The sequence below is a fragment of the Telluria sp. LT2P34 genome, from assembly GCF_059685915.1.
In genome coordinates this window covers 1-20,705 of the sequence record NZ_JCASIN010000010.1, presented here as the reverse complement: position 1 = coordinate 20,705, position 20,705 = coordinate 1, and the positions used below count along the sequence as shown (strand labels likewise).

The following is a 20,705-nucleotide window of genomic DNA, read 5'->3' as shown; positions in this document are numbered from 1 at the left end:
CAAGCCCTCCTGGCCTCTCTGCTACACTCATTTGTTCCTCAACCCAGCCTAGCGCCCCGATTGATCCAGCCTCCCGCCCCCGAGGGCCTGCCCGTGCTTGCCGGCCCCATCCTGCGCCGCCTCGAGCCGGGCCGGCTGGTGCTATGGCTGGTCGGCAGCGCGCCGCTCGAGCTGACGCTGGTGCTGGCGCCGAAGGCGAGCACGCCCCGGCGCATACTGCTGGACGCGGGCAGCTGCCGTGCGATCCCCATCGGCCGCCACGCCTTCCTGCACCTGATCGATGTCGCGCTGCCCGAGCCGCTGCCGCAGGACACACTCATCGAGTACGACCTCCTCGTCACATCGGGCGATGGCAAACAGGCGGGCATCGCACAGTGGGCGCCGCACCTGCTGCATGACGGCGCGGCGCGTTTGAGCCTGGTGCTGCGCAGCCGCAGCGACAATATCCTGTATGGCTCCTGCCGCAAGCCGCATCATCCGGTGCGGGACGGCCTGGCGCGCGGCGATGCCTTGATCGCCGAGCACCTTGAACGGGCCGACGAGCGGCCCGCGATGCTCATCATGTGCGGCGACCAGGTGTATGCGGACGATGTGGCAGGCCCGATGCTGGCGGCGATCCATGCGCTGATCCGGCGTTTGGGCCTGTATGGCGAATGCCTGGAAGGGGCAGTGGTCGCCGACAGCGAGGCCTTGTACAGCCACCAGGCCAGTTACTACCGGCGCGTCGAGCTGCTGCCTTCGTTCAAGTCGAACGATGCGCTGCGCGACCGCTTCTTCGGCGGCAGCGAAAAGCCGATCTTTACGACGGCGAATGCGCACAACCACCTGGTGACGCTGGCCGAAGTGATGGCGATGTACCTGCTGGTCTGGTCGCCGGTGCCGTGGCAACTGGTGGCCGGTGCGCCGCCGCCGGTGCTGGAGCCCAGGCATGGGGAGCGCTGGGAACGCGAGTCAAAGGCGATCGCGGGTTTTTGTCGCGATCTGCCGGCCGCCGCGCGCCTGCTGGCGCATGTGCAGACGCTGATGATCTTCGACGACCATGACATCACCGACGACTGGAACCTGTCGGCCAAGTGGGAAACCACCGTCTACGAGCACCCGTTCTCGCGACGCATTGTCGGCAATGCGCTGATCGCCTACATGCTGTGCCAGGGCTGGGGCAACCGCCCCGAGGTATTCGCGGCGGCGCTGGACGAGATGGCGGCGCTGGCCGCGACGGCCGCTGGCGACGCCCGGCTCGACGCACCAAGGCAGGACGCGCTGATCGAACGCCTGCGGTCGTTCCGCCAGTGGCATTTCGTCTTGCGGACGACGCCCACGATCATCGTCCTCGACACCCGCACCCGGCGCTGGCGCAACCGGCGCCGGCCCGGCCACCCTTCGGGCCTGATGGATTGGGAATCGCTGACCGAGCTGCAGCACGAGCTGCTGGACGAAACGGCCGCTGTCATCGTCTCGTCGACGCCGATGTTCGGGGTCAAGCTGATCGAGGTGATTCAAAGGATCGCGACCTTCGCCGGCCTGGCTTTGACCGTCGACGCCGAGAACTGGATGGCGCACCGGGGCGCAGCGAGCAGCATGCTGAATATCTTCAGCCATTCGCGCACCCCGGGCAATTACGTGCTGCTGTCGGGCGACGTGCACTACTCGTTCGCCTACGATGTCGAGGTGCGCGAGGTGGGCGACTGCGAGCGCACGCCGCATGTCTGGCAGATCACCAGCAGCGGCATCAAGAACGAGTTCCCGCGCCGCCTGCTGGACTGGCTCGATCGCCTCAACCGCTGGCTGTATTCTCCGCGCTCGCCGCTGAACTGGTTCACCAAGCGCCGCGACCTGGCCTTGACACCCTATCTGCCTGACGCACGCCGGCAAGGCGAACGTGTCTGGAACGGCGCCGGCATCGGCCAGGTATGGCTCGACGCGCAAGGACGGCCAGTGCGCATCATGCAGCACAACGCCGACGGCCAGCCGTCGACGCGCTTCCTGGCGCCGGAGCCGGAAGCGTCCGTTGCGGCGCCTGCCGAGCAGCGCCGGTATCGCTGAGGCCCGCGACCCGGCCATTGCGCGATATGTGCAGCACCGTACTGTTCCCTTCCTGCTACCGACGTATCGTGAAATCACAAACGGACGTCAGGCCCTCGGCAGGGTGCGTCCATCACTTACCGTTTCGATCGGAGCATTATGGAAAAGTACAAAGCAGCGATGTTGGGAGGCGTGATCGCCGGCTTGGTCACGACAGCGTTCATGGTGGCGGGCCGCAAGAGCGGGCTCCTGACCAAGACGCTGGACCGCGACGCGGTGGACTGGATCGACCGCACGACGGGATCGCGCGAGCTCATTGGGGACACTGGCACCAGCGCCGTTGAATTCGTCAATCACCTGGGCGCGTCAGCCGCTTTCGGCGCCGCCCTGCCGACGCTGCGCGAGTGGGCGCCGAACCTGTCGCCGGTCGCGCTGGGCACGCTGTACGGCACTGCGCTGTACGCCGTCAACATTGCCGGCATCGCGCCAGTACTCGGCATCACCGAGGGCGAAGTCAAGGCCGGCCCGCGCAAGGCCGGCGAGCGCTGGGCTGTGCACGTGCTGCAGGCCGTCGTCACCGCGCTGGTCGCCGAGCGGCTGGAGCGCCGGCGCGACTGGTAGCCTGAAACATCGACCCTGCCGCTTCATCGCGGCAGGGCCATGCACCGATCAGCCCTCCTTGCGGTACTTCAGGTCGAAGCGGTCCAGCTCCATGACCTTGACCCACGCTTTCACGAAGTCCTGCACGAAGTGCACCTCGCCATCGTGCGCGGCATAGACTTCCGACAGCGCGCGCAGTTGCGCATTGCTGCCGAAGATCAGGTCGGCCAGGGTGGCGGTCCAGCGGCGCTCGCCGCTCTGGCGGTCGCTGCCTTCGAACAGGTGCTGGCTGCCGTCGACGCGCTTCCATGCAGTACGCATATCGAGCAGGTTGATGAAGAAGTCAGGCGTGAGCGTGCCGGCGCGGGTGGTGAAGACGCCGTGCTGCACGTTGCCGCTGGTGGCGCCCAGGGCGCGCATGCCGCCCACCAGCGCCGTCATCTCGGGCGCGGTCAGCATCAGCAGATTCGCCTTGTCGATCATGGCATTGGCCACATTGCCGACGCTCCCCGCATGGATGTAGTTGCGGAAGCCGTCGACGGCCGGTTCAAGCACCTCGAAGGCCTCGACGTCGGTCTGCTCGAGCGAAGCGTCCATGCGGCCCGGACGGAAAGGCACGCGGATATCGTGGCCGGCCGCCCTGGCCGCGGCTTCCACCGCGGCGGATCCGCCCAGCACGATCAGGTCGGCCAGCGAGATGCGCTTGCCGCCGCCTGCCGCGCTATTGAACTGTTCCTGGATCGCTTCCAGGCGACCTAGCACGTCGGCCAGTTCGGCCGGATCGTTCGCTTCCCAATCCTTTTGCGGCGCCAGGCGGATGCGGGCGCCGTTCGCGCCGCCGCGCATGTCGCTGCCGCGGAAGGTGGAGGCGGAGGCCCAGGCGGCTTTCACCAGTTGCTGGGTGCTCAAACCTGAGCCGAGCAGCTGCTGTTTGAGCCGAGCGATGTCGGCATCGTCGACCAGCGGGTGGTCCGCCTCCGGAATCGGATCTTGCCAGATCAGCTCTTCCTGCGGCACCAGCGGGCCCAGGTAGCGCAGCTTCGGCCCCATGTCGCGGTGGGTCAGCTTGAACCAGGCGCGCGCGAAAGCGTCGGCGAACTGGTCAGGGTTGGCCAGGAAGCGGCGCGCGATGGCTTCATACGCCGGATCGAAGCGCAGCGCCAGGTCGGCGGTGGTCATCATCGGCTGGTGGAGTTTGCCGGGGATGTGCGCGTCGGGCACGTTGCAACCGGCGTCGCCCACCGGCTTCCACTGGTGCGCGCCGGCCGGGCTGGTGGTCAGCTCCCATTCGAAGCCGAACAGGGTCTCGAGGTAGCTCATGTCCCAGGTAATTGGCGTGGCCGTCCATGCGCCTTCCAGGCCGCTGGTGATGGCGTGCGCGCCAACGCCGCTTTCGTAGGCGCTCTTCCAGCCCAGACCCAGTTCCTCGATATTCGCGCCTTCAGGGTCGGCAGTCAGGTGGTGCGCCGGGCCGGCGCCGTGGCATTTGCCGAAGGTGTGGCCGCCGGCGACCAGCGCCACGGTTTCTTCGTCGTCCATCGCCATGCGGGCAAAGGTATCGCGGATGTCGCGTGCCGAGCCGAGGGGATCGGGCTTGCCGTTCGGGCCTTCCGGGTTCACGTAGATCAGGCCCATCTGGACGGCGGCGAGCGGCTTGGCCAGCTCGCGTTCGCCGCTGTAGCGCTCGTCGCCGAGCCAGGTCGATTCCGGGCCCCAGTCGATCGGCAGCGGCTCCCAGATGTCGTCGCGGCCGCCGCCGAAGCCGAAGGTCTTGAAGCCCATGGATTCCAGCGCCACGTTACCGGCCAGGATCATGAGGTCGGCCCAGGACAGCTGCTTGCCGTATTTCTGTTTGATCGGCCAGAGCAGCCGGCGTGCCTTGTCGAGGTTGCCGTTGTCGGGCCAGCTGTTCAGTGGTGCAAAGCGCTGCTCGCCCGAGCGGGCGCCGCCGCGGCCGTCGAAGATGCGGTAGGTGCCGGCCGAATGCCAGGCCATGCGGACAAAGAAGGGACCGTAGTGGCCATAGTCGGCCGGCCACCAGTCCTGTGAATCGGTCATCAGCGCGTTGAGGTCGGCAATGACGGCGTCGAGGTCGAGCTTTTTGAATTCGGCGACGTAGTTGAAATCTTCCAGCATCGGATCGCCGAGCTTTGCATGCTGGTGCAGGATGCCCAGGTTCAGCTGGTCCGGCCACCAATGCGCGTTCGTGCGCGTCTGCTTGGGCTTGGCGCCGTGGCCCATCGGGCACTTCAATTCCGTCTCGGCGGCTTGTACATCCATATTGTTGTCGTTCATCTCGATCCCCTTAGTTGGCGTGATATCGATAGCTTATGACAATTAATAGATAAAACCTAATTCATTTTATTAATGGAAGAGATAGCCCTTACTCGGCCAACCTGCGCTGCCGCTCTTCCCGCGGCGTGTTCCCGAACAAGGCCCCGAAGGCCGTCGAAAAATGCGAGCCCGACGAAAACCCGCACATCAGCCCCACCTGCACGATCGAGTTGTTCGTATCGAGCAGCAACTGGCGCGCCCGGTTCAGGCGCAGCTCCAGGTAATAGCGCGATGGCAAACTGCCGAGGTATTGCTTGAACAAGCGCTCCAGCTGGCGCCGCGACACTCCCGCCAGTTGCGCAATCTCGTCGGTCGAGAGCGGCTCTTCGATGTTCGCTTCCATCAAGGTCACGGCTTCCGTCAGCTTCGGCTGCAGCGTGCCGAAGCGGGCCTGCAGCGCCACGCGCTGGCGCTCTTCCCTGCCGCGCACGCGGTCGACGCAGAGCAGCTCCTTGACTGGCGCTTGCACGTTGGAGCCGAAAATGATGTCGATCAGGGTCAGGGCGAAGTCGACCGAGGCGGCGCCGCCACAGCAGGTCAGGCGGTTGCCGTCGATTTCGTAAAGGTGCGGGGTGAACGAGGCCTGGTCGGCGCGGCTGTCGGCGTCGGCATACAAAGACCAGGGCAGCGCGGTTTTCACGCCATTCAGCGCGCCGGCCTCGGCCAGCCACAGCACGCCGGCGCCGACGCCGCCCCAGAAGGGTGCGGCGCGGCAGCGTTCGACGAGGGCGCGGAAATTCGCCGGTTTCAGACCAGCTTGCGCTTCGTCGGCGGCGAGCAGCACCAGGTGCCAGTGGCGCGCGGCGTCGCTCGTGAATTTGTCGGGGCTGCGCACGTCCACGTGCAGGCGATCCGGGCCGAGGATCTTGGCGGCCTGGCGCAGCGGTTGCACCAGGCCCGACCAGGTCATGGCATCCGGTTCGCCGGCGTTGATGAGCAGGATGCGCAGCGGCCGTTCCTGCGCCAGGACGGACAGTTCAGCTTGCGGCATCGGAGAGGCGTGGAAACGTCATCACTCGGGGGCAAGCGCGGCGGCGGGCCGGCGCTCGGAATTCCATTGACTGACTATCATACCGGAGATCAACAGCAAGCCGCCGAGCCAGCCACGGCCGGTCATGGCTTCGCCCAGCCACAGGAAACCGAAAAAGGCCGCGGCGGCCGGCTCGAAGGCATACACCACGGCCGCTTCGTTGGCCGTGGTGCGCGACTGGCCCCAGGTTTGCAGCGAGATGATGGCGGCGGTAGCGACCACGCCCAGGTAGAGGAAGTTCCAGCGGTGTTCACCGATGGCGTCGACCACCGCGCCCAGCCAGGCGGCGCGGACGGCGGCATCGCCCGGCACCTCGCGCGCCAGCAGCCACAGCGCGGCGCACAGCGCCACGGTGCCAATCTGGGCGGCGGTGACGGTAAGCAGGCGGGTGGCGCGGCGGGTGCGCACTTCCATCAGCTTGACATACACGCCGAAGCACAGCGCGCTCATCAGGGCGAGCGAGTCGCCCAGGCCCCAGGCGCCGCCGTCCCAGCACAGGGCGGCCAGGCCCAGCACCGACATGATCAATGCCAGTACGATGCGGCGCTCCGGCAGGCGTCCGCCCAGCACGCCCAGCAGCGGCACGACCAATACGTTCAGGCCGCAGATGAAGGCATTGCGGTTGGAGGTGGTCAGGGCCAGGCCCTCGACCTGGAACACGAAGCAAAAGAACAGGAGCACGCCGAGGATGGCGCCGGATCGCACGTCGTCGAGTTTGGCGCGCCACAGGAAAGGCGCCAGCAGCAGTGCGCCGAGGGCGAAGCGGACCAGGATGATCCAGACCGCCGAGAAATGCCCGGTGAGGTCTTTCATGGCAGGAAAGGTCGTGCCCCAGACCAGGGTGACGAGCAGCAAGGCGAGGATGCCGTGGAGGTGGCGATGCATACACAAAAAGCCGTATGGTACGCGCCTCGTCAGTAAAAAGGGAAGCCGCGGGCGAACACCCGCTGCCAAAGCGCCGCTGGCGGCTATAATTCCACGCCATGGGGGAACGATATTTAAAGAGCGTTCGCTTGCTGGCCGAGTGCCTGCAAGGCTTCGAGCGGTATTCGGGCGAATCGGTACGGCAGTACGGCCTGACGCATGCGCAGTTCGATATCATTGCCACGCTCGGCAATACGCCGGGCATGAGTTACAAGGAACTGGGCGAGCGCACCCTGATCACCAAGGGCACGCTGACCGGCGTCATCGAGCGCCTGGAACAAAAGGGCCTGGTGCTGCGCGAGCGCAGCAGCGACGACAAACGGTCGTTTTCTGTACGCTTGAGCGATGCGGGCGAGGCTACCTTCCGCGACGTGTTCCCGAAGGTGGTATCGCATGGCAAGCGGCTGTTCGCGGAGTTTGGCGATGCCGAATTCGACGAGTTGGAAACTGTACTCAGGAAGCTGCGCGAGCGCATAGGCCAGGCCGGGCGCCCGGTCCCCTTATCACTACAACAAAAGGAAGAATCTTGAAAACTACCCTGCTCGAGGGCATGAAGCCCGCCCACTTCGACAAGCACATCATCGGCAATATTCTGCTCGACGTGGCTCCGGAAGATGAAGTGCGCCAGGAAAAGATGCTGATCGGCGTGCGCAACGAAGAGGGCGACATCTATCGCCTCATCGGTGCGATGAAAGTGAACAATTTCATGAATGCCGTCGAAGAGCTGATCGACCTCGGCCTGGTCGACGAGCTGCAGGACACCGAAGAGCCGAAAGACGGTTGCGACGCGATCTTCAGCGAAGAGTGACGAGCGTTGTAAAAGTGCCCTAGAGAAAAGTTTGTCTGGGGCACGTCTGATCGTTGAAGTATAATTTTTCGATGGACAGACTTGACGCCCTCAAGAGTATCGCGGCCCAGGCCATCCGCGGCGAACTCAGTTTCCCGACGAATGTCGACGCCACGCTCAGGCTGCAACAAGCCCTGAACGATCCCGAATGCCACGCCGACGCCGCCGCGCGCCTGGTGCAGGCCGAGCCGCTGCTTGCGGCGCGCACCGTCGCGATCGCCAACTCCGTTACCTATAACCGCTCCGGCAACGACGTCACGAATGTGCGCGCCGCCGTGCAGCGGGTCGGTTTCCGCACGCTGGGCGCACTGGCTGCGGCCGTGATCGTGCGCCAGCTGAGCAGCGAAATTACCGATCCCATCTTGCGGGCGAAAGCCGATGCCCTGTGGCGCCATACGGCCCATGTGGCCGCGCTGGCGCAGGTGATTGCGCGCCGGGTCTCGTTCGTCGATCCCGAAACGGCGATGTTCGCCGGCATCGTGCATGAAGTGGGCGGCTTTTATTTGCTGTCGCGGGCGCACGAGTTTCCGGGACTGGTCGAAGGCGGCGCCGACGAATGGCTCGAGCATGGCGAAGTGGCCATCGGCCGCGGCGTGCTGCTGCGCCTGGGCGTGCCGGCGCCGGTAATGGGCGCGATCGAGGCGATGTGGAACGGCATGCGCGCCCTGCCGCCGGAAACCCTGGGCGATACCCTGCTGCTGGCCAACGATTTGTCGCCGGTGTCCTCCCCCCTGCTCGAGCGGCCGGGGGCGACGACCATCGCCGCTGCATCTTCGATCGATTTCGCGGTTGGTGACGGCACACTGGCGCGGATCATGGAAGAGTCTGCGCATGAAGTGCAGAGCCTGACCGCCGCGCTGGTCTGAGACCGGCAAAAAAAATGCCCGCTGGGAAGCGGGCAAAGTCCAAAACTAGGGATGTCCTGAAAGAGACAGCTCCACTATAGTTCCCGGTTCCCGCACACTCTGTGCGCCAGTTCACAGTTATGTGACATTTTTCATTTTCTTCGGTGACGAAGTGAATCGGCAAAAAAAAACCCACTCCAGTGGAGCGGGTGAAGTCCAAAACTAGGGATGTCCTGAAAGAGACAGTTCCACTATACGGTTCGGCTGGCAGCCTCCTCTGTGCGTCATCTCACACAAATGCCGGTTATGTGACATTTCGTCCAAATCGGTGCAGCAGTCGTGTCGTAGAAATGAAAAACCCCGCCGAGTGTGAACCCGGCGGGGTTTTTCATTGCGGCGCCCGCAGGCGCAGCCAGGCGAATTACACGACGGCGCCGTCGGTTTCGTCCTTTTCCTTGACCGGCTTGATCAGGTCTTCGCGCTTCACGCCCAGCCACATCGCAATCGCAGCCGCCACGAACACCGACGAATAGATACCGAAGCAAATGCCGATGGTCAGCGCCATGGCGAAGTGGTGCAGCGAGGGGCCGCCGAAGAGCAGCATCGACAGCACCATCATCTGGGTACAGGCGTGGGTGATGATGGTGCGCGAAATGGTGCTGGTGATCGCGTGGTCGATGACCTCGTGCACGCTCATCTTGCGCTGCTTGCGGAAGGTTTCGCGGATCCGGTCGAAGATGACGACCGATTCGTTGACCGAGTAACCGAGCACCGCGAGCACCGCCGCCAACACCGTCAGCGAGAATTCCCACTGGAAGAAGGCGAAGAAGCCGAGAATGATGACGACGTCGTGCAGGTTGGCCAGGATGGCGGCGACGGCGAACTTCCACTCGAAGCGCACGGCCAGGTAGATCACGACGCCGACGATCACCATGATCAGCGCGTTCAGGCCGTCGGTCGCCAGTTCGTCGCCGACCTGCGGGCCGACGAAGTCGACGCGCTGCAGGGTCACCATTTCGGCGCCGGCCGGGTTGGCGCAGGTGGTGCGCGCCACTTGCTGGCCTTTCTCGAGCACGGTCACCTGCTTCGGCGAACCGCCCTCCGAAGCGCAGATCGCGTTGAACGCTTCCGACGACACGGTGGCGCCGACGGCGGTCTTGACCGGCGGCAGGCGCAGCATGACGTTCTGGGCGGTGCCGAAGGTGCTGACTTCAGGCGCTTCATGGCCGATGCCGCGCAGGGTCGCGCGGATCTTTTCCTGGTCGGCCGCGTGCGGGTAACGCAGTTCCATCACGGTGCCGCCGGTGAACTCGACCGAGAAGTGCAGTTGCTTGGTCACCAGGAAGTACACCGCGGCGACGAAGGTCAGCGCCGAGATCACGTTGAAGATCAACGCGTGGCGCATGAACGGGATGTCCCGCTTGATTTTGAAAAATTCCATGACGATTCCCTAGTCTTATTTCTTTTCAGCTGGCAGGCCCGGCGTCCAGACTGTGCCGACCGCCAGCTTCGTGAGTTTCTTGCCGCGACGGCCGTACCACAGGTTGGCGATGCCGCGCGAAACGAACACTGCCGAGAACATCGAGGTCAGGATACCCAGGGTGTGCACGACAGCAAAACCACGGACGGCGCCCGAACCGAAGATCAGCAGCGCCAGGCCGACGATCAGGGTGGTGACGTTCGAGTCGAAAATCGTGTCCCAGGCATGGCTGAAGCCGTTCGTGATCGCCATCTGCGGCGTGGCCCCGGCGCGCAATTCCTCGCGGATGCGCTCGTTGATCAGCACGTTTGCGTCAATCGCCATACCGAGGGCCAGCGCGATAGCGGCGATACCCGGCAAGGTCAAGGTCGCCTGCAGCATCGACAGCAGGGCCAGCAGGAACAGCACGTTGGCGGCCAGCGCCAGGGCGCTGAAGACGCCGAACATGTGGTAGTAGACGATCATGAAGATCACGATCGCGGCAAAACCCCAGACCGTGGAGTTCAGGCCGCGGCTGATGTTTTCAGCGCCCAGCTGCGGGCCGACCACGCGTTCCTCGATGAATTCCATCGGCGCCGACAGCGCGCCCGAGCGCAGCAGCAGCGCCAGTTCGTTGGCGTCCTCGATGCTGCCGATGCCGGTGATCTGGAAGGTCGAGCCGAGTTCGCCCTGGATGGTCGGGGCGGTCGGCACCGTGTACTTGCCCTTTTCCTTGAGCAGGATCGCCATGCGCTTGCCGATGTTTTCACGGGTGACCAGGCGCACCTTGCGCCCGCCGTCGCCGTTCAGGTCGAGCGAGACGGCCGGCTGCTGGTTCTGGTCGAAGGTGGCAACGGCGCTGGAGATGTAGTCGCCGGTGATGATGATGTCTTTCGACACCACGACCGGGGCGCCGCGGCCTTCGGTGAACAGTTCCGAATTGAGCGGAATGGCCGCCGACAGTTCGGTGCCCGGGGTGATGGTCGAATCGACCATGCGCATTTCCAGGGTCGCGGTGCGGCCGATGATGTCTTTCGCACGGGCCACGTCCTGCACGCCCGGCAATTGCACGACGATGCGGTCGGCGCCCTGGCGCTGGATGACCGGCTCGGTCACGCCCAGTTCGTTGATGCGCTTCGACAGGGTCGTGATGTTCTGGTTGACGCCCTCTTCCACCGTGCGCTTGAGCGCTTCCGGCTTGAGCGTGACCATGAGTTTCAGGTCGGTGCCGTCGGCGGCGTCGGCCAGCAGCAGGTCTTGCGACTGGCCGCCGAGGGTGGCGCGGGCCGCGCTGCGGGTGGCTTCGTCGCGGAAGGTGACTTCCACGGTGTTGCCGACGCGCTCGATACCGGCGTGGCGGATGTTCTTGTCGCGCAGGATGCTGCGCACGCTCGCTTGCGTGCCCTTCATCTTGGTTTCCAGGACGGCGCGCGAATCGACTTGCAGCAGGAAGTGGACGCCGCCGCGCAGGTCGAGGCCGAGGTTCATCGGCAGCGCGCGCAGGGACTGCATCCAGGCCGGCGTATTTTTGACCAGGTTGACGGTGACGATGTAGTCGGGATCGGCCTGGTCGCGGTTGAGCTGGCGCTCGAGCGCGAGCTTGGCCTTGAACTGGGCGTCGGTATTGTCGAAACGGGCGCGTACGGCCGAGGAATTACCCGAACCTTCCAGGCTCACCTGGTTGGCCGGAACACCTTCGCGTTTCAACGCGTCTCCGACCTGCTGCGCAGTGTCGCTCGTGATCTTGACCGCCGTTTTGCCGGTCGTGACCTGCAAGGCCGGCGATTCGCCGAAGTAGTTGGGCGCCGTGTACAGCGCACCCAGCAGGAGCGCGACAGCGATCAGTATGTATTTCCAGACGGGATAGCGATTCATAGTGTTCCAGCGTTCAATGTTGAGCGGCGTACGGCCCGGACGGGAAGCCCTGGGCAATGCCCGGGGCTGCGCGCGTGCTTACAGCGACTTGAGCGTGCCCTTCGGCAGCAGCGTCGTGACGGCGTTCTTTTGCACAATCATCTCGGTACCGGCCGCCACTTCCAGCGTGACATAGGCATCTTTTACTTGCACGACACGGCCCAGGACGCCGCCGGCGGTAATGACTTCGTCGCCCTTGGTCAGCGCTTCCATCATCGCCTTCATTTCTTTCTGGCGCTTTTGCTGGGGACGGATCATGAGGAAATACATGACCACGAACATGATGATCAGCGGTGCGAAGGTCGTCAGGTTGGCCATCAGGCCAGGATCGGCAGCGGTGGTGGTTTGCGCGTACGCGTTGGAAATGAACACAAGGACTCCGATTATGAGATAAAAATTAGCGCTGTATTCTAGCACCGGCGAACCGGCAGCGGCCATTTCGGGTAGTTGGAGGGACTTTCGGAAATTGCAAGTAGGAAATCGTTTAAATCCCGCGTGCGCGGTCCGCCGCGAACTGCAGTCTAAACGCGTTGAACCCGTCCGCATCGATCGCATCGCGCATCTCCTGCATCAGGTTCAGGTAATAGTGCAGGTTGTGGATCGTGTTCAGGCGCGCGCCCAAAATTTCGTTCGAGCGGTGCAGGTGGTGCAGGTAGGCGCGCGAGAAATTCTTGCAGCAGTAGCAGGTGCAGGACTCGTCCAGCGGCGCGGTGTCTTCCTTGTAGCGCGCGTTCTTGATCTTCACGTCGCCGAAACGCGTGAACAGCCAGCCGTTGCGGGCATTTCGGGTCGGCATGACGCAATCGAACATGTCGACGCCATTGGCCACGCCGTCGACCAGGTCTTCCGGCGTGCCGACGCCCATCAGGTAATGCGGCTTGTTTTCCGGCAGGCGCGGGCCGACGTGGGCCAGGATGCGCTGCATGTCTTCCTTCGGTTCGCCCACCGACAGGCCGCCGATGGCGAGGCCCGGGAAATCGATCTCTTCCAGTCCGGCCAGGGATTCGTCGCGCAGGTGCTCGTACATGCCGCCCTGGACGATGCCGAACAGCGCATTCGGATTTTCACCGCGGTTAAATTCGTTCATCGAGCGCTGGGCCCAGCGCAGCGACATGCGCATCGACTTCGCCGCTTCTTCGGCGGTGGCGGCGCGGCCATCGATCTCGTAGGGCGTGCATTCGTCGAACTGCATCACGACGTCCGAGTTCAGCGCGCGCTGGATCTGCATCGACACTTCCGGCGACAGGAAGCGGCGCGAACCGTCGATCGGCGAAGCAAAAGTGACGCCCTCTTCCGTGATCTTGCGCATTGCGCCCAGCGAAAACACCTGGAAGCCGCCCGAGTCGGTGAGGATCGGCTTGTCCCAGCCCATGAAGCCGTGCAGGCCGCCGAACTTGTTGAACACTTCCACGCCCGGGCGCAGCCACAGGTGGAAGGTGTTGCCGAGGATGATCTGCGAGCCGACTTCTTTCAATTCGACCGGGTCCATCGCCTTGACCGTGCCATAGGTCCCGACCGGCATGAAGATCGGCGTCTCGATCGTGCCGTGGTTCAGAGTCAGGCGGCCGCGGCGCGCGTTCGACAGGCCGCTGGTGTCTTTTTTAAGGAGGGTAAATTCGAGCATCGGTAATTATTGACGTGAAGTGGTTGTCAGCAGCATGGCGTCGCCGTAGCTGAAGAAGCGGTATTCGTTGGCGATCGCGTGGACATAGGCCGCACGGATCGGCGCGTAACCGGCAAAGGCCGACACCAGCATCAGGAGGGTCGACTTCGGCAGGTGAAAATTGGTGATCAGGCGCGTGACGGTCTTGAATGTGTAGCCGGGCGTGATGAACAGGGCCGTGTCGGCGCTGCCGGCGACCAGCTCGCCCGATTGCGAGGCCGACTCGAGCGCGCGCAGGGAGGTGGTGCCGACGGCGACCACATCGCGTCCGGCGGCTTTGGCCGCGCGCACGGCATCGACCGTCTCTTGCCCGATTGTGTACCACTCGGTGTGCATCTGGTGCGCCGACAGGTCTTCCACGCGCACCGGCTGGAAGGTGCCGGCGCCGACGTGCAGCGTGACATACGCGAAGTTGACGCCCTTGGCTTTCAGCTTGTCGAGCAGCGGCTGGTCGAAATGCAGGCCGGCGGTGGGCGCGGCCACCGCCCCCGGCTCTTTCGAGTACACCGTCTGGTAACGCTGCTCGTCGAAGTCGTCAGCCGCATGCTCGATATACGGCGGCAGCGGCAGGCGGCCGTGCGCCTCGATCAGCTCGAAGACGTCGCCTTCGAAGTGCAGGGTGAAGAACTCGCCGGCGCGCTCGCCCGTGGTGACATCGAAGGCGTCGGCCAGGCGGATGCGGTTGCCGGGTTTTGGCGACTTGGAAGCGCGCACCTGCGCCAGCACCGTGCGCTCGTCCAGCACGCGCTCGACCAGCACCTCGACCTGGCCGCCGGTTTCCTTGACGCCGAAAAAGCGCGCCTTCAGAACGCGCGTGTCGTTCATCACGAGCAGGTCGCCAGGCTGGAGCTGGTCGACGATGTCGGCGAAATGGCGGTCCAGGATCTGGTCGCCGTCGAGCTGGAGCAGGCGCGAAGCGCTGCGGCTAGCCAGGGGCAATTGCGCAATGCGCTCGGGCGGCAGTTCGAAATCGAAATCGGAGAGCGAGTACGGGAGCGGGGACATAAGCGAATGCGTTCTGTTCAATTCTGGGAAAATGTATGCTGGCAGCCTTACAATATGGGCCAAGCATGTGTGGCGAACCCTCTATTTTAGCCTGATGCATGCCAATCTGCCGTGTTTATGCCCGCTCCCAAGACCCCAGCCGCCCCTAAAACGACACAAACCAAGCTCGCCAAGCTCGGCCTGCGCACGGACATGGACCTGGTCCTGCACCTGCCGATGCGCTACGAGGACGAGACCAAGATCGTGTCCATTCGCGAGGCCTGCCTGCGCGGCGGCCATGTGTCGCAGGTCGAGGGCGTCGTCACGAAAAACGAGATCAGCCTGAAGCCGCGGCGCCAGCTGCTCGTCACCATTGCCGACGCGTCCGGCGAGCTGCTGCTGCGCTTCATGAATTTCTACGGCAGCCAGGTCAAGCAGCTGTCCGAAGGCGTGCGCGTGCGCGCCCGCACCGAGATCAAGCACGGCTTCTTCGGCGCCGAGATGGTGCACCCGATCTACAAGGTGGTGAACGAAAACGCGCCGCTGCCGACCTCGCTCACGCCGGTGTATCCGTCGGGCGAGGGCCTGTCGCAGCCGATCCTGCGGCGCGCGATCGCCGACGCGATGCGGCGCGTCAGCTGGGTCGACACCGTGCCGGTCGCCATCCGGCGCCAGATGGACCTGATCGACTTCGAGCCGGCGGTGAAACTGCTGCACTACCCGCCGGTGGATGCCGACGAATACGCGCTGATGGAAAAATCGCATCCGGCCTGGACGCGCATGAAGTTCGACGAGTTGCTGGCGCAGCAGCTGTCTTTGAAACGCGCCCAGCGCGCCCGCCGCGACAAGGGTGCGCCGACGCTGCGCACGGTCGGCGCCTTGTCGGAAGGTTTTCTGGCCACGCTCCCCTTCGCGCTGACCGGCGCCCAGCAGCGCGTGGTGAAAGAGATCCGCGCCGACCTGCGCGAGGGTTACCCGATGCAGCGCCTGTTGCAGGGCGACGTCGGCAGCGGCAAGACGGTGGTGGCGGCGCTGGCCGCCGCCCAGGCCATCGACAGCGGCTACCAGGCGGCGCTGATGGCGCCCACCGAAATCCTGGCCGAGCAGCATTTCAGGAAAATCGCCGCGTGGATGGAGCCGCTCGGCGTGAAAGTGGCCTGGCTGACCGGCAGCCTGAAGAAAAAGGACAAGGCGGCGGCCAACGAACTGGTCGAGTCGGGCGAGGCGCACCTGGTGATCGGCACCCACGCCCTGATCCAGGACACGGTGCAGTTCGCGAAACTGGGCCTGGTGATCGTCGACGAGCAGCACCGCTTCGGCGTCGGCCAGCGCCTGACCCTGCGCAACAAGGGCAGCGACGGCCTGGTGCCGCACCAATTGATGATGTCGGCCACGCCGATCCCGCGCACCCTGGCGATGACCTATTACGCGGATCTGGAGGTCTCGGTGATCGACGAGCTGCCGCCCGGCCGCAGCCCGATCGTCACGCGCGCGATCGACCAGAACCGGCGCGAGGAAGTCATCGAACGCGTGCACGCTGCCGCGCTCGAGGGGCGCCAGGTCTACTGGGTCTGCCCCCTGATCGAGGAATCGGAAGTGCTGCAGCTGCAAACGGCCACCGAAACCTACGACACCCTGGCCGAAGCGCTGCCCGACCTGCAGGTCGGGCTGGTGCACGGGCGCATGAAGCCGGCCGAGAAGCAGGCGGTGATGGATGCGTTTACCGCGGCCGAGGTGCACGTGCTGGTGGCGACCACCGTGATCGAGGTCGGCGTCGACGTGCCGAATGCCTCGCTGATGGTGATCGAGCATGCCGAGCGTTTCGGCTTGTCGCAGCTGCACCAGCTGCGCGGACGCGTCGGGCGCGGATCGGCCGCCAGCGTCTGCCTGCTGCTGTACCAGAGCCCGCTCGGGCAGGTGGCCAAGCAGCGCTTGATGACGATGCGCGAGACCACCGACGGTTTCGAGATCGCCCGCCGCGATTTGGAAATTCGCGGCCCCGGCGAGTTCTTGGGTGCGCGCCAGTCGGGGCAGGCGATGCTGCGCTTTGCCGACCTGGAAACCGACCAGTGGCTGGTGGAACATGCGCGCGATATCGCGGCCGCGCTGCTGGAGCGCGAAACGGCCGAGAACGTGGCGATCGTGGATGCGCACCTGGCGCGATGGCTGGGCGGGCGCGAGGAATTTCTGAAGGTGTGAACCGCCATCGCGGAGACGCCGGCTAGGTCCCGATCGCGCTCGTGAACGTCAACCGGTTCCCGAACGGATCCTTTACCGTCATGTCGCGCGAACCCCAGGGCGTATCGTCCACCGACGGCCGGTAGTAGCCGTACTGCTTGTTCGTCAGCTCGGCGTGATACGCGTCGATATCATCGCAGGCGATCCGCATTGCGGAGCCCGGGCAGCAATCGCCATGGTGCTCGGTCAGGTGCAGCACGCAGCCGGCGCGCGATACCTGCAGGTAGAGCGGCAAGTCTGGCTCGAAGCGGTGTTCCCAGTCGACCTGGAAGCCGAGGAAACCAAGATAAAACTCGCGTGCCTTGGTTTCGTCGAAGATGCGCAGGATCGGGGTGATTGGGGCGAGTTGCATATTATTCCGCCCTGGTCAGTTCAACCCCATCCACCGTCATTTTCCATTTGTCGCCGACGCGGTGCGGCGGCTTGCTGACGACGAAGGTAGAGCGCACCATCAAGGCGCCGACATCGAAATTGTCGCCATCGAAGCCCTGCAAATCGAGGTTCAGGTCCATCTTCTTGTTCGGGCGGTCGCGCTTGTACTTGACCTTGCCGTCCTTGCCGAGTTGCAGGCGCATGTCCTTGCCTTGCCAGTCGCCGACATAGGCGATCTTGTCGGCGGGGATGGGAAGCGGCGCTGCTTGAGCTGGTACAGACAGGAAGCAAGCGGCGAGGATGGCGGTGCGCAGGATATGCATGGAAGGCCTTGGCAAACAGTGGATGTGCAACAAGCTGCCGAGTATTCGCCTGACACCTTGCATTGTCAACATGCATACTCCAGATTGCCTGTCGCTTAAAGCGCCGTGTCCGCCTCGTAACTCACCCCGATCTGGCGCCGGATCTCGTCCATCACGCCCATCAAGGCCAGCGTCTCGTCGTGCGTCATGCCGGGGCTCTCGATGAGCCCCGCACGCCAGCAGCGCTGCGCTTCGATCACTTCGTGCACGTAGCCGTTGCCCAGGAATGGCGTGTCGACCGTGCGCGTGCTGCCATCCTCCAGCGTGACCGTCAGGGAGCGGGCGCGGTGGAACATGCTGTTCATGCGCACGTGGCCGCGCGTGCCCGACACCGTCAGTTCGCCCGGCGTGCGCGCGATGAGCGAGCAGCTGCAGACGGATAGACCGCCGCCTTCGTGACTCAGGGTGAACCCGGTCTGGACGTCGACGCCGGTTGGTCCCAGCTGCGCCTGGGCGCGCACCGAGCGCACGGGGCCGAGCAGGCTGGCCGCAATCGACAGCGGATAAATGCCCAGGTCGAGCAGCGCGCCGCCGCCCAGTTCGGGATTGAAGACGCGGTGCTCGGGATCGACCTTGGCGGTGAAGCCGAAGTCGGCCACGACCTGGCTGACGTCGCCGATCTCGCCCGAGGCGACGATGCGCTTGACCTCTGCCAGTGCCGGCATGAAGCGCGTCCACATCGCCTCCATCAGGAACAGGCGTTGATGACGCGCGCTGGCCACGACCCCTTCGGCCTCGCGCCGGTTCACCGTAAACGCTTTTTCGCACAGCACGCCCTTGCCTGCCTCCAGGGCCAGCAGCGCGTTGGCGGCGTGTTGCGGATGCGGTGTGGCGATGTAGACCAGGTCGATGTCGGGCGCTGCCACCAACGTCTCGTAAGAGCCATACGCGCTAGCTGGAAAGTCGCCGGCAAAGGCGTCGGCCTTGTCCTGGCTGCGCGAGGCGACGCCGGCCAGCACCGCATCCGGCACGTCTCGTAAAGCCTCGGCAAAGGCGCGTGCGATCTTGCCCGTGCCGAGGATGCCCCAGCGTACCGCGTCAGTCATGGCCTTGTCCTTTTATGTGATGCGCTTCGGCCGGAACACCGTCGCGTCCCGGTAGAAATCGCGGTCCTGCCCCGGCCACCAGCCCGGCACGCCCAGCACAGGCAGCGGCGTGAAGCTGGCCGTGGTCAGTTCGTCGCTGCGCAGCGCGGCGGCGACTGTCGCGTCGAGCCAGGTGCGCCGGCCGCCAGTATCGAGATCGAAATAGGCGTCGTCGGCGAAGACGATGCGGGTGTGGGCGGTGATCGCCTTGCGCGGGGCGACCAGCTTTTCCATCAGGGCGTGGCCGAACAGCCAGAGCTGGGCGTCGGCACCGAACATGGCGCGCTTTTCGAACAACACCGACTCCCAGCAGTGCGCGCGCAGCTCGTCCACCAGCTCGCGCCCCTCGCTCGACGCGCGCACCACCAGCAGCGCGGCGTTTTCGTCGAAGATGGTGGCGGCGTCGCGTGCCGGCCCGCGCGCTTTGCCGGCGCCGCCGAGGGCCGCGATCTGCGCCGCCTGCAGGGCGTTGAGTTCGCGCTTGGTGAGTGGAAAAGTCTGCCAGACGAGGCCATTGAAAAAGTCGTGCAGGTTGTCGCGCGTGGGCACCTGGCCGGTGGCGCCGATGAATTCTTCATAGGCCCTGCCCTCGGGCAGCGCTTCCTGCGGCACGAAGCTGATCGGCAGGCCCGTGTGGTTGCGCAGGTCGAGGCGCGCCGCGTTGCGGTTGAAGGCAGCGGCGAAGGTCTCGCCGTCGAGCAGCAGGGCGTCATGCGCGGGGCGCACGCTGTCGTACCACGGCCGCGACCAGTCAATCTGCGCAAGCTCCTGCGCCACTTACAGCATCTTCCAGTCGATGCGTTCGCCGGCGTTCAACGGCACCAGCGCGTCCTCACCCATCGGTACCGTCGCCGGCAGGTTCCAGGATTCGCGCACCAGCGTGATCGTGTCGACGTTGCGCGGCAGGTTGTAGAAGGCCGGACCGTTGAAGCTGGCAAAGGCTTCCAGTTTGTCAAGCGCGCCCGCCTGGGCAAAGGCTTCGGTGTACAGCTCCATCGCGTGCAGCGCCGTATAGCAGCCGGCGCAGCCGCAGCTCGACTCTTTCGCGCCGATGGCGTGCGGGGCCGAATCGGTGCCGAGGAAAAAGCGCTCGTCGCCGCTGGTGGCGGCCGTGACCAGCGCCAGGCGGTGCTCTTCGCGTTTCAGCACCGGCAGGCAGTAATAGTGCGGACGGATACCGCCGCGGAAGATCTCGTTGCGGTTGTAGAGCAGGTGGTGCGCGGTGATGGTGGCGGCGATCGGGCCTTCGGCTTCGGCCACGTACTGGGCCGCGTCGCGGGTGGTGATGTGCTCGAAGACGATGGCCAGCGCCGGCATGTCGCGGCGCAGCGGACGCATCACGCGCTCGATGAAGACGGCTTCGCGGTCGAACAGGTCGATGTCATTGTCGGTGACTTCGCCATGCACCAGCAGCGGCATGCCGACTTCCTGCATCACCTCGAGCGTGCGGTAGCATTTTTTGAGGTCGGTGACGCCGGCCTGCGAATTGGTGGTCGCGCCGGCCGGGTACAGTTTCACCGCGTGGATGAAGCCGCTGTCCTGGGCGCGCCGGATCTCGTCGGGGTCGGTGTCGTCGGTCAGGTAAAGCGTCATCAGCGGCTCGAACGCCATGCCTTCCGGGAGCGCGGCCAGGATGCGGTCGCGGTAGGCGGCAGCGGCAGCCACGGTCGTGACCGGCGGCTTCAGGTTCGGCATCACGATGGCGCGGGCGAACTGGCGCGCCGTATGCGGCAGCACGCTGGCCAGCGCCGCGCCGTCGCGCAGGTGCAGGTGCCAGTCGTCTGGACGGGTGATCGTGATGGATTGCGGGATCTCGATGGTGGACATGGCGGCTCTCGAATGCGGGACGGCGTTATTTTACCTGTATGGGCGATGTCGGGCGCGCTTGTTCAACGGCGTGGACTCGGGAGTCCACCCTTGTATCTTGATCGTATTGATGGTTAGCTACTATCAATAGAGGTGAAGGTCATCTTGGGTCCACCCTTAAGGCTCGACCTTGCAATGTAGATCAAGCCCTTCACCTCGT

At 64.8% G+C, this 20,705-nt stretch carries 19 protein-coding genes; 6 read left to right on the top strand and 13 right to left on the bottom strand.

Annotated features, from left to right (window positions below; genetic code table 11):
* Positions 1 to 93 precede the first annotated feature (93 nt).
* Complete coding sequence (locus AC56KZ_RS19285; RefSeq protein ID WP_497163869.1) at positions 94 to 2,043, top strand: metallophosphoesterase family protein; 1,950 nt, start codon at positions 94 to 96, stop codon at positions 2,041 to 2,043.
* A gap of 138 nt (positions 2,044 to 2,181) precedes the next feature.
* A complete protein-coding gene (locus AC56KZ_RS19280) occupies positions 2,182 to 2,643 on the top strand; it encodes a hypothetical protein (protein ID WP_497163803.1) in 462 nt (153 codons plus the stop codon).
* A 48-nt stretch (positions 2,644 to 2,691) separates the two neighbouring features.
* Here AC56KZ_RS19280 and katG read toward each other — a convergent pair whose 3' ends face one another.
* The 3 genes from katG to AC56KZ_RS19265 form a co-directional block, all read right to left on the bottom strand.
* Complete coding sequence (gene katG / locus AC56KZ_RS19275; protein ID WP_497163802.1) at positions 2,692 to 4,917, bottom strand: catalase/peroxidase HPI; 2,226 nt, start codon at positions 4,915 to 4,917, stop codon at positions 2,692 to 2,694.
* Positions 4,918 to 5,005: 88 nt separating this feature from the next.
* Positions 5,006 to 5,947 carry a GlxA family transcriptional regulator gene (locus tag AC56KZ_RS19270; protein WP_497163801.1) on the bottom strand — a complete coding sequence of 314 codons (942 nt, stop codon included), beginning with the start codon at positions 5,945 to 5,947 and terminating at the stop codon, positions 5,006 to 5,008.
* A 21-nt stretch (positions 5,948 to 5,968) separates the two neighbouring features.
* Entirely contained in the window at positions 5,969 to 6,871 is a 903-nt protein-coding gene (locus tag AC56KZ_RS19265) for a DMT family transporter (RefSeq protein ID WP_497163800.1), read from the bottom strand.
* Positions 6,872 to 6,969: 98 nt separating this feature from the next.
* Between AC56KZ_RS19265 and AC56KZ_RS19260 the strand changes: the two genes are divergently transcribed.
* The 3 genes from AC56KZ_RS19260 to AC56KZ_RS19250 all read left to right on the top strand — a co-directional run bounded on the left by AC56KZ_RS19260 (position 6,970) and on the right by AC56KZ_RS19250 (position 8,623).
* Positions 6,970 to 7,440 carry a MarR family winged helix-turn-helix transcriptional regulator gene (locus AC56KZ_RS19260; protein ID WP_497163799.1) on the top strand — a complete coding sequence of 157 codons (471 nt, stop codon included), beginning with the start codon at positions 6,970 to 6,972 and terminating at the stop codon, positions 7,438 to 7,440.
* Positions 7,437 to 7,718, top strand: coding sequence for a hypothetical protein (locus AC56KZ_RS19255; RefSeq protein WP_497163798.1), 282 nt, complete (start codon positions 7,437 to 7,439; stop codon positions 7,716 to 7,718). The genes AC56KZ_RS19260 and AC56KZ_RS19255 overlap by 4 nt, the downstream gene beginning before the upstream one ends.
* A gap of 71 nt (positions 7,719 to 7,789) precedes the next feature.
* Positions 7,790 to 8,623, top strand: coding sequence for an HDOD domain-containing protein (locus AC56KZ_RS19250; RefSeq protein WP_497163797.1), 834 nt, complete (start codon positions 7,790 to 7,792; stop codon positions 8,621 to 8,623).
* 400 nt (positions 8,624 to 9,023) lie between these two features.
* Here the strand turns inward: AC56KZ_RS19250 and secF are convergent, their stop codons facing one another.
* The 5 genes from secF to queA all read right to left on the bottom strand — a co-directional run bounded on the left by secF (position 9,024) and on the right by queA (position 14,643).
* Positions 9,024 to 10,043 (bottom strand): protein translocase subunit SecF, encoded by a 1,020-nt coding sequence (secF, locus tag AC56KZ_RS19245; protein WP_497163796.1) that lies wholly within the window; start codon positions 10,041 to 10,043, stop codon positions 9,024 to 9,026.
* 15 nt (positions 10,044 to 10,058) lie between these two features.
* Positions 10,059 to 11,936 (bottom strand): protein translocase subunit SecD, encoded by a 1,878-nt coding sequence (gene secD, locus AC56KZ_RS19240; RefSeq protein WP_497163795.1) that lies wholly within the window; start codon positions 11,934 to 11,936, stop codon positions 10,059 to 10,061.
* Positions 11,937 to 12,014: 78 nt separating this feature from the next.
* The gene (gene yajC / locus AC56KZ_RS19235; RefSeq protein ID WP_497163794.1) at positions 12,015 to 12,347 is read right to left on the bottom strand and encodes a preprotein translocase subunit YajC; all 333 of its coding nucleotides are present in this window, start codon (positions 12,345 to 12,347) and stop codon (positions 12,015 to 12,017) included.
* A gap of 112 nt (positions 12,348 to 12,459) precedes the next feature.
* A complete protein-coding gene (gene tgt, locus AC56KZ_RS19230) occupies positions 12,460 to 13,599 on the bottom strand; it encodes a tRNA guanosine(34) transglycosylase Tgt (RefSeq protein WP_497163793.1) in 1,140 nt (379 codons plus the stop codon).
* A 6-nt stretch (positions 13,600 to 13,605) separates the two neighbouring features.
* A complete protein-coding gene (gene queA, locus AC56KZ_RS19225) occupies positions 13,606 to 14,643 on the bottom strand; it encodes a tRNA preQ1(34) S-adenosylmethionine ribosyltransferase-isomerase QueA (protein ID WP_497163792.1) in 1,038 nt (345 codons plus the stop codon).
* A 117-nt stretch (positions 14,644 to 14,760) separates the two neighbouring features.
* On the opposite strand from queA, the gene recG reads away from it, so the two are divergent.
* On the top strand, positions 14,761 to 16,821 hold the full coding sequence (gene recG, locus AC56KZ_RS19220) for an ATP-dependent DNA helicase RecG (RefSeq protein WP_497163791.1): 2,061 nt from the start codon (positions 14,761 to 14,763) through the stop codon (positions 16,819 to 16,821).
* A 22-nt stretch (positions 16,822 to 16,843) separates the two neighbouring features.
* Here the strand turns inward: recG and AC56KZ_RS19215 are convergent, their stop codons facing one another.
* The 5 genes from AC56KZ_RS19215 to pyrC form a co-directional block, all read right to left on the bottom strand.
* On the bottom strand, positions 16,844 to 17,212 hold the full coding sequence (locus AC56KZ_RS19215; protein WP_497163790.1) for a glyoxalase superfamily protein: 369 nt from the start codon (positions 17,210 to 17,212) through the stop codon (positions 16,844 to 16,846).
* Between the two features lies 1 nt (position 17,213).
* Positions 17,214 to 17,555: a hypothetical protein gene (locus AC56KZ_RS19210; RefSeq protein ID WP_497163789.1), complete on the bottom strand. Its 342-nt coding sequence runs from the start codon at positions 17,553 to 17,555 to the stop codon at positions 17,214 to 17,216.
* A gap of 95 nt (positions 17,556 to 17,650) precedes the next feature.
* Positions 17,651 to 18,640: a Gfo/Idh/MocA family protein gene (locus AC56KZ_RS19205; protein WP_497163788.1), complete on the bottom strand. Its 990-nt coding sequence runs from the start codon at positions 18,638 to 18,640 to the stop codon at positions 17,651 to 17,653.
* 12 nt (positions 18,641 to 18,652) lie between these two features.
* Positions 18,653 to 19,456 carry a DUF3025 domain-containing protein gene (locus AC56KZ_RS19200; RefSeq protein WP_497163787.1) on the bottom strand — a complete coding sequence of 268 codons (804 nt, stop codon included), beginning with the start codon at positions 19,454 to 19,456 and terminating at the stop codon, positions 18,653 to 18,655.
* Positions 19,457 to 20,506 (bottom strand): dihydroorotase, encoded by a 1,050-nt coding sequence (gene pyrC, locus AC56KZ_RS19195; RefSeq protein WP_497163786.1) that lies wholly within the window; start codon positions 20,504 to 20,506, stop codon positions 19,457 to 19,459.
* Positions 20,507 to 20,705: the final 199 nt, after the last annotated feature.

Coding starts and splice junctions, on each gene's coding strand:
- AC56KZ_RS19280 (WP_497163803.1), top strand. CDS start 2,182: ATGGAAAAGTACAAAGCAGCGATGTTGGGAGGCGTGATCGCCGGCTTG.
- katG (WP_497163802.1), bottom strand. CDS start 4,917: ATGAACGACAACAATATGGATGTACAAGCCGCCGAGACGGAATTGAAG.
- AC56KZ_RS19270 (WP_497163801.1), bottom strand. CDS start 5,947: ATGCCGCAAGCTGAACTGTCCGTCCTGGCGCAGGAACGGCCGCTGCGC.
- AC56KZ_RS19265 (WP_497163800.1), bottom strand. CDS start 6,871: ATGCATCGCCACCTCCACGGCATCCTCGCCTTGCTGCTCGTCACCCTG.
- AC56KZ_RS19260 (WP_497163799.1), top strand. CDS start 6,970: ATGGGGGAACGATATTTAAAGAGCGTTCGCTTGCTGGCCGAGTGCCTG.
- AC56KZ_RS19250 (WP_497163797.1), top strand. CDS start 7,790: ATGGACAGACTTGACGCCCTCAAGAGTATCGCGGCCCAGGCCATCCGC.
- secF (WP_497163796.1), bottom strand. CDS start 10,043: ATGGAATTTTTCAAAATCAAGCGGGACATCCCGTTCATGCGCCACGCG.
- secD (WP_497163795.1), bottom strand. CDS start 11,936: ATGAATCGCTATCCCGTCTGGAAATACATACTGATCGCTGTCGCGCTC.
- tgt (WP_497163793.1), bottom strand. CDS start 13,599: ATGCTCGAATTTACCCTCCTTAAAAAAGACACCAGCGGCCTGTCGAAC.
- queA (WP_497163792.1), bottom strand. CDS start 14,643: ATGTCCCCGCTCCCGTACTCGCTCTCCGATTTCGATTTCGAACTGCCG.
- recG (WP_497163791.1), top strand. CDS start 14,761: ATGCCCGCTCCCAAGACCCCAGCCGCCCCTAAAACGACACAAACCAAG.
- AC56KZ_RS19215 (WP_497163790.1), bottom strand. CDS start 17,212: ATGCAACTCGCCCCAATCACCCCGATCCTGCGCATCTTCGACGAAACC.
- AC56KZ_RS19210 (WP_497163789.1), bottom strand. CDS start 17,555: ATGCATATCCTGCGCACCGCCATCCTCGCCGCTTGCTTCCTGTCTGTA.
- AC56KZ_RS19205 (WP_497163788.1), bottom strand. CDS start 18,640: ATGACTGACGCGGTACGCTGGGGCATCCTCGGCACGGGCAAGATCGCA.
- pyrC (WP_497163786.1), bottom strand. CDS start 20,506: ATGTCCACCATCGAGATCCCGCAATCCATCACGATCACCCGTCCAGAC.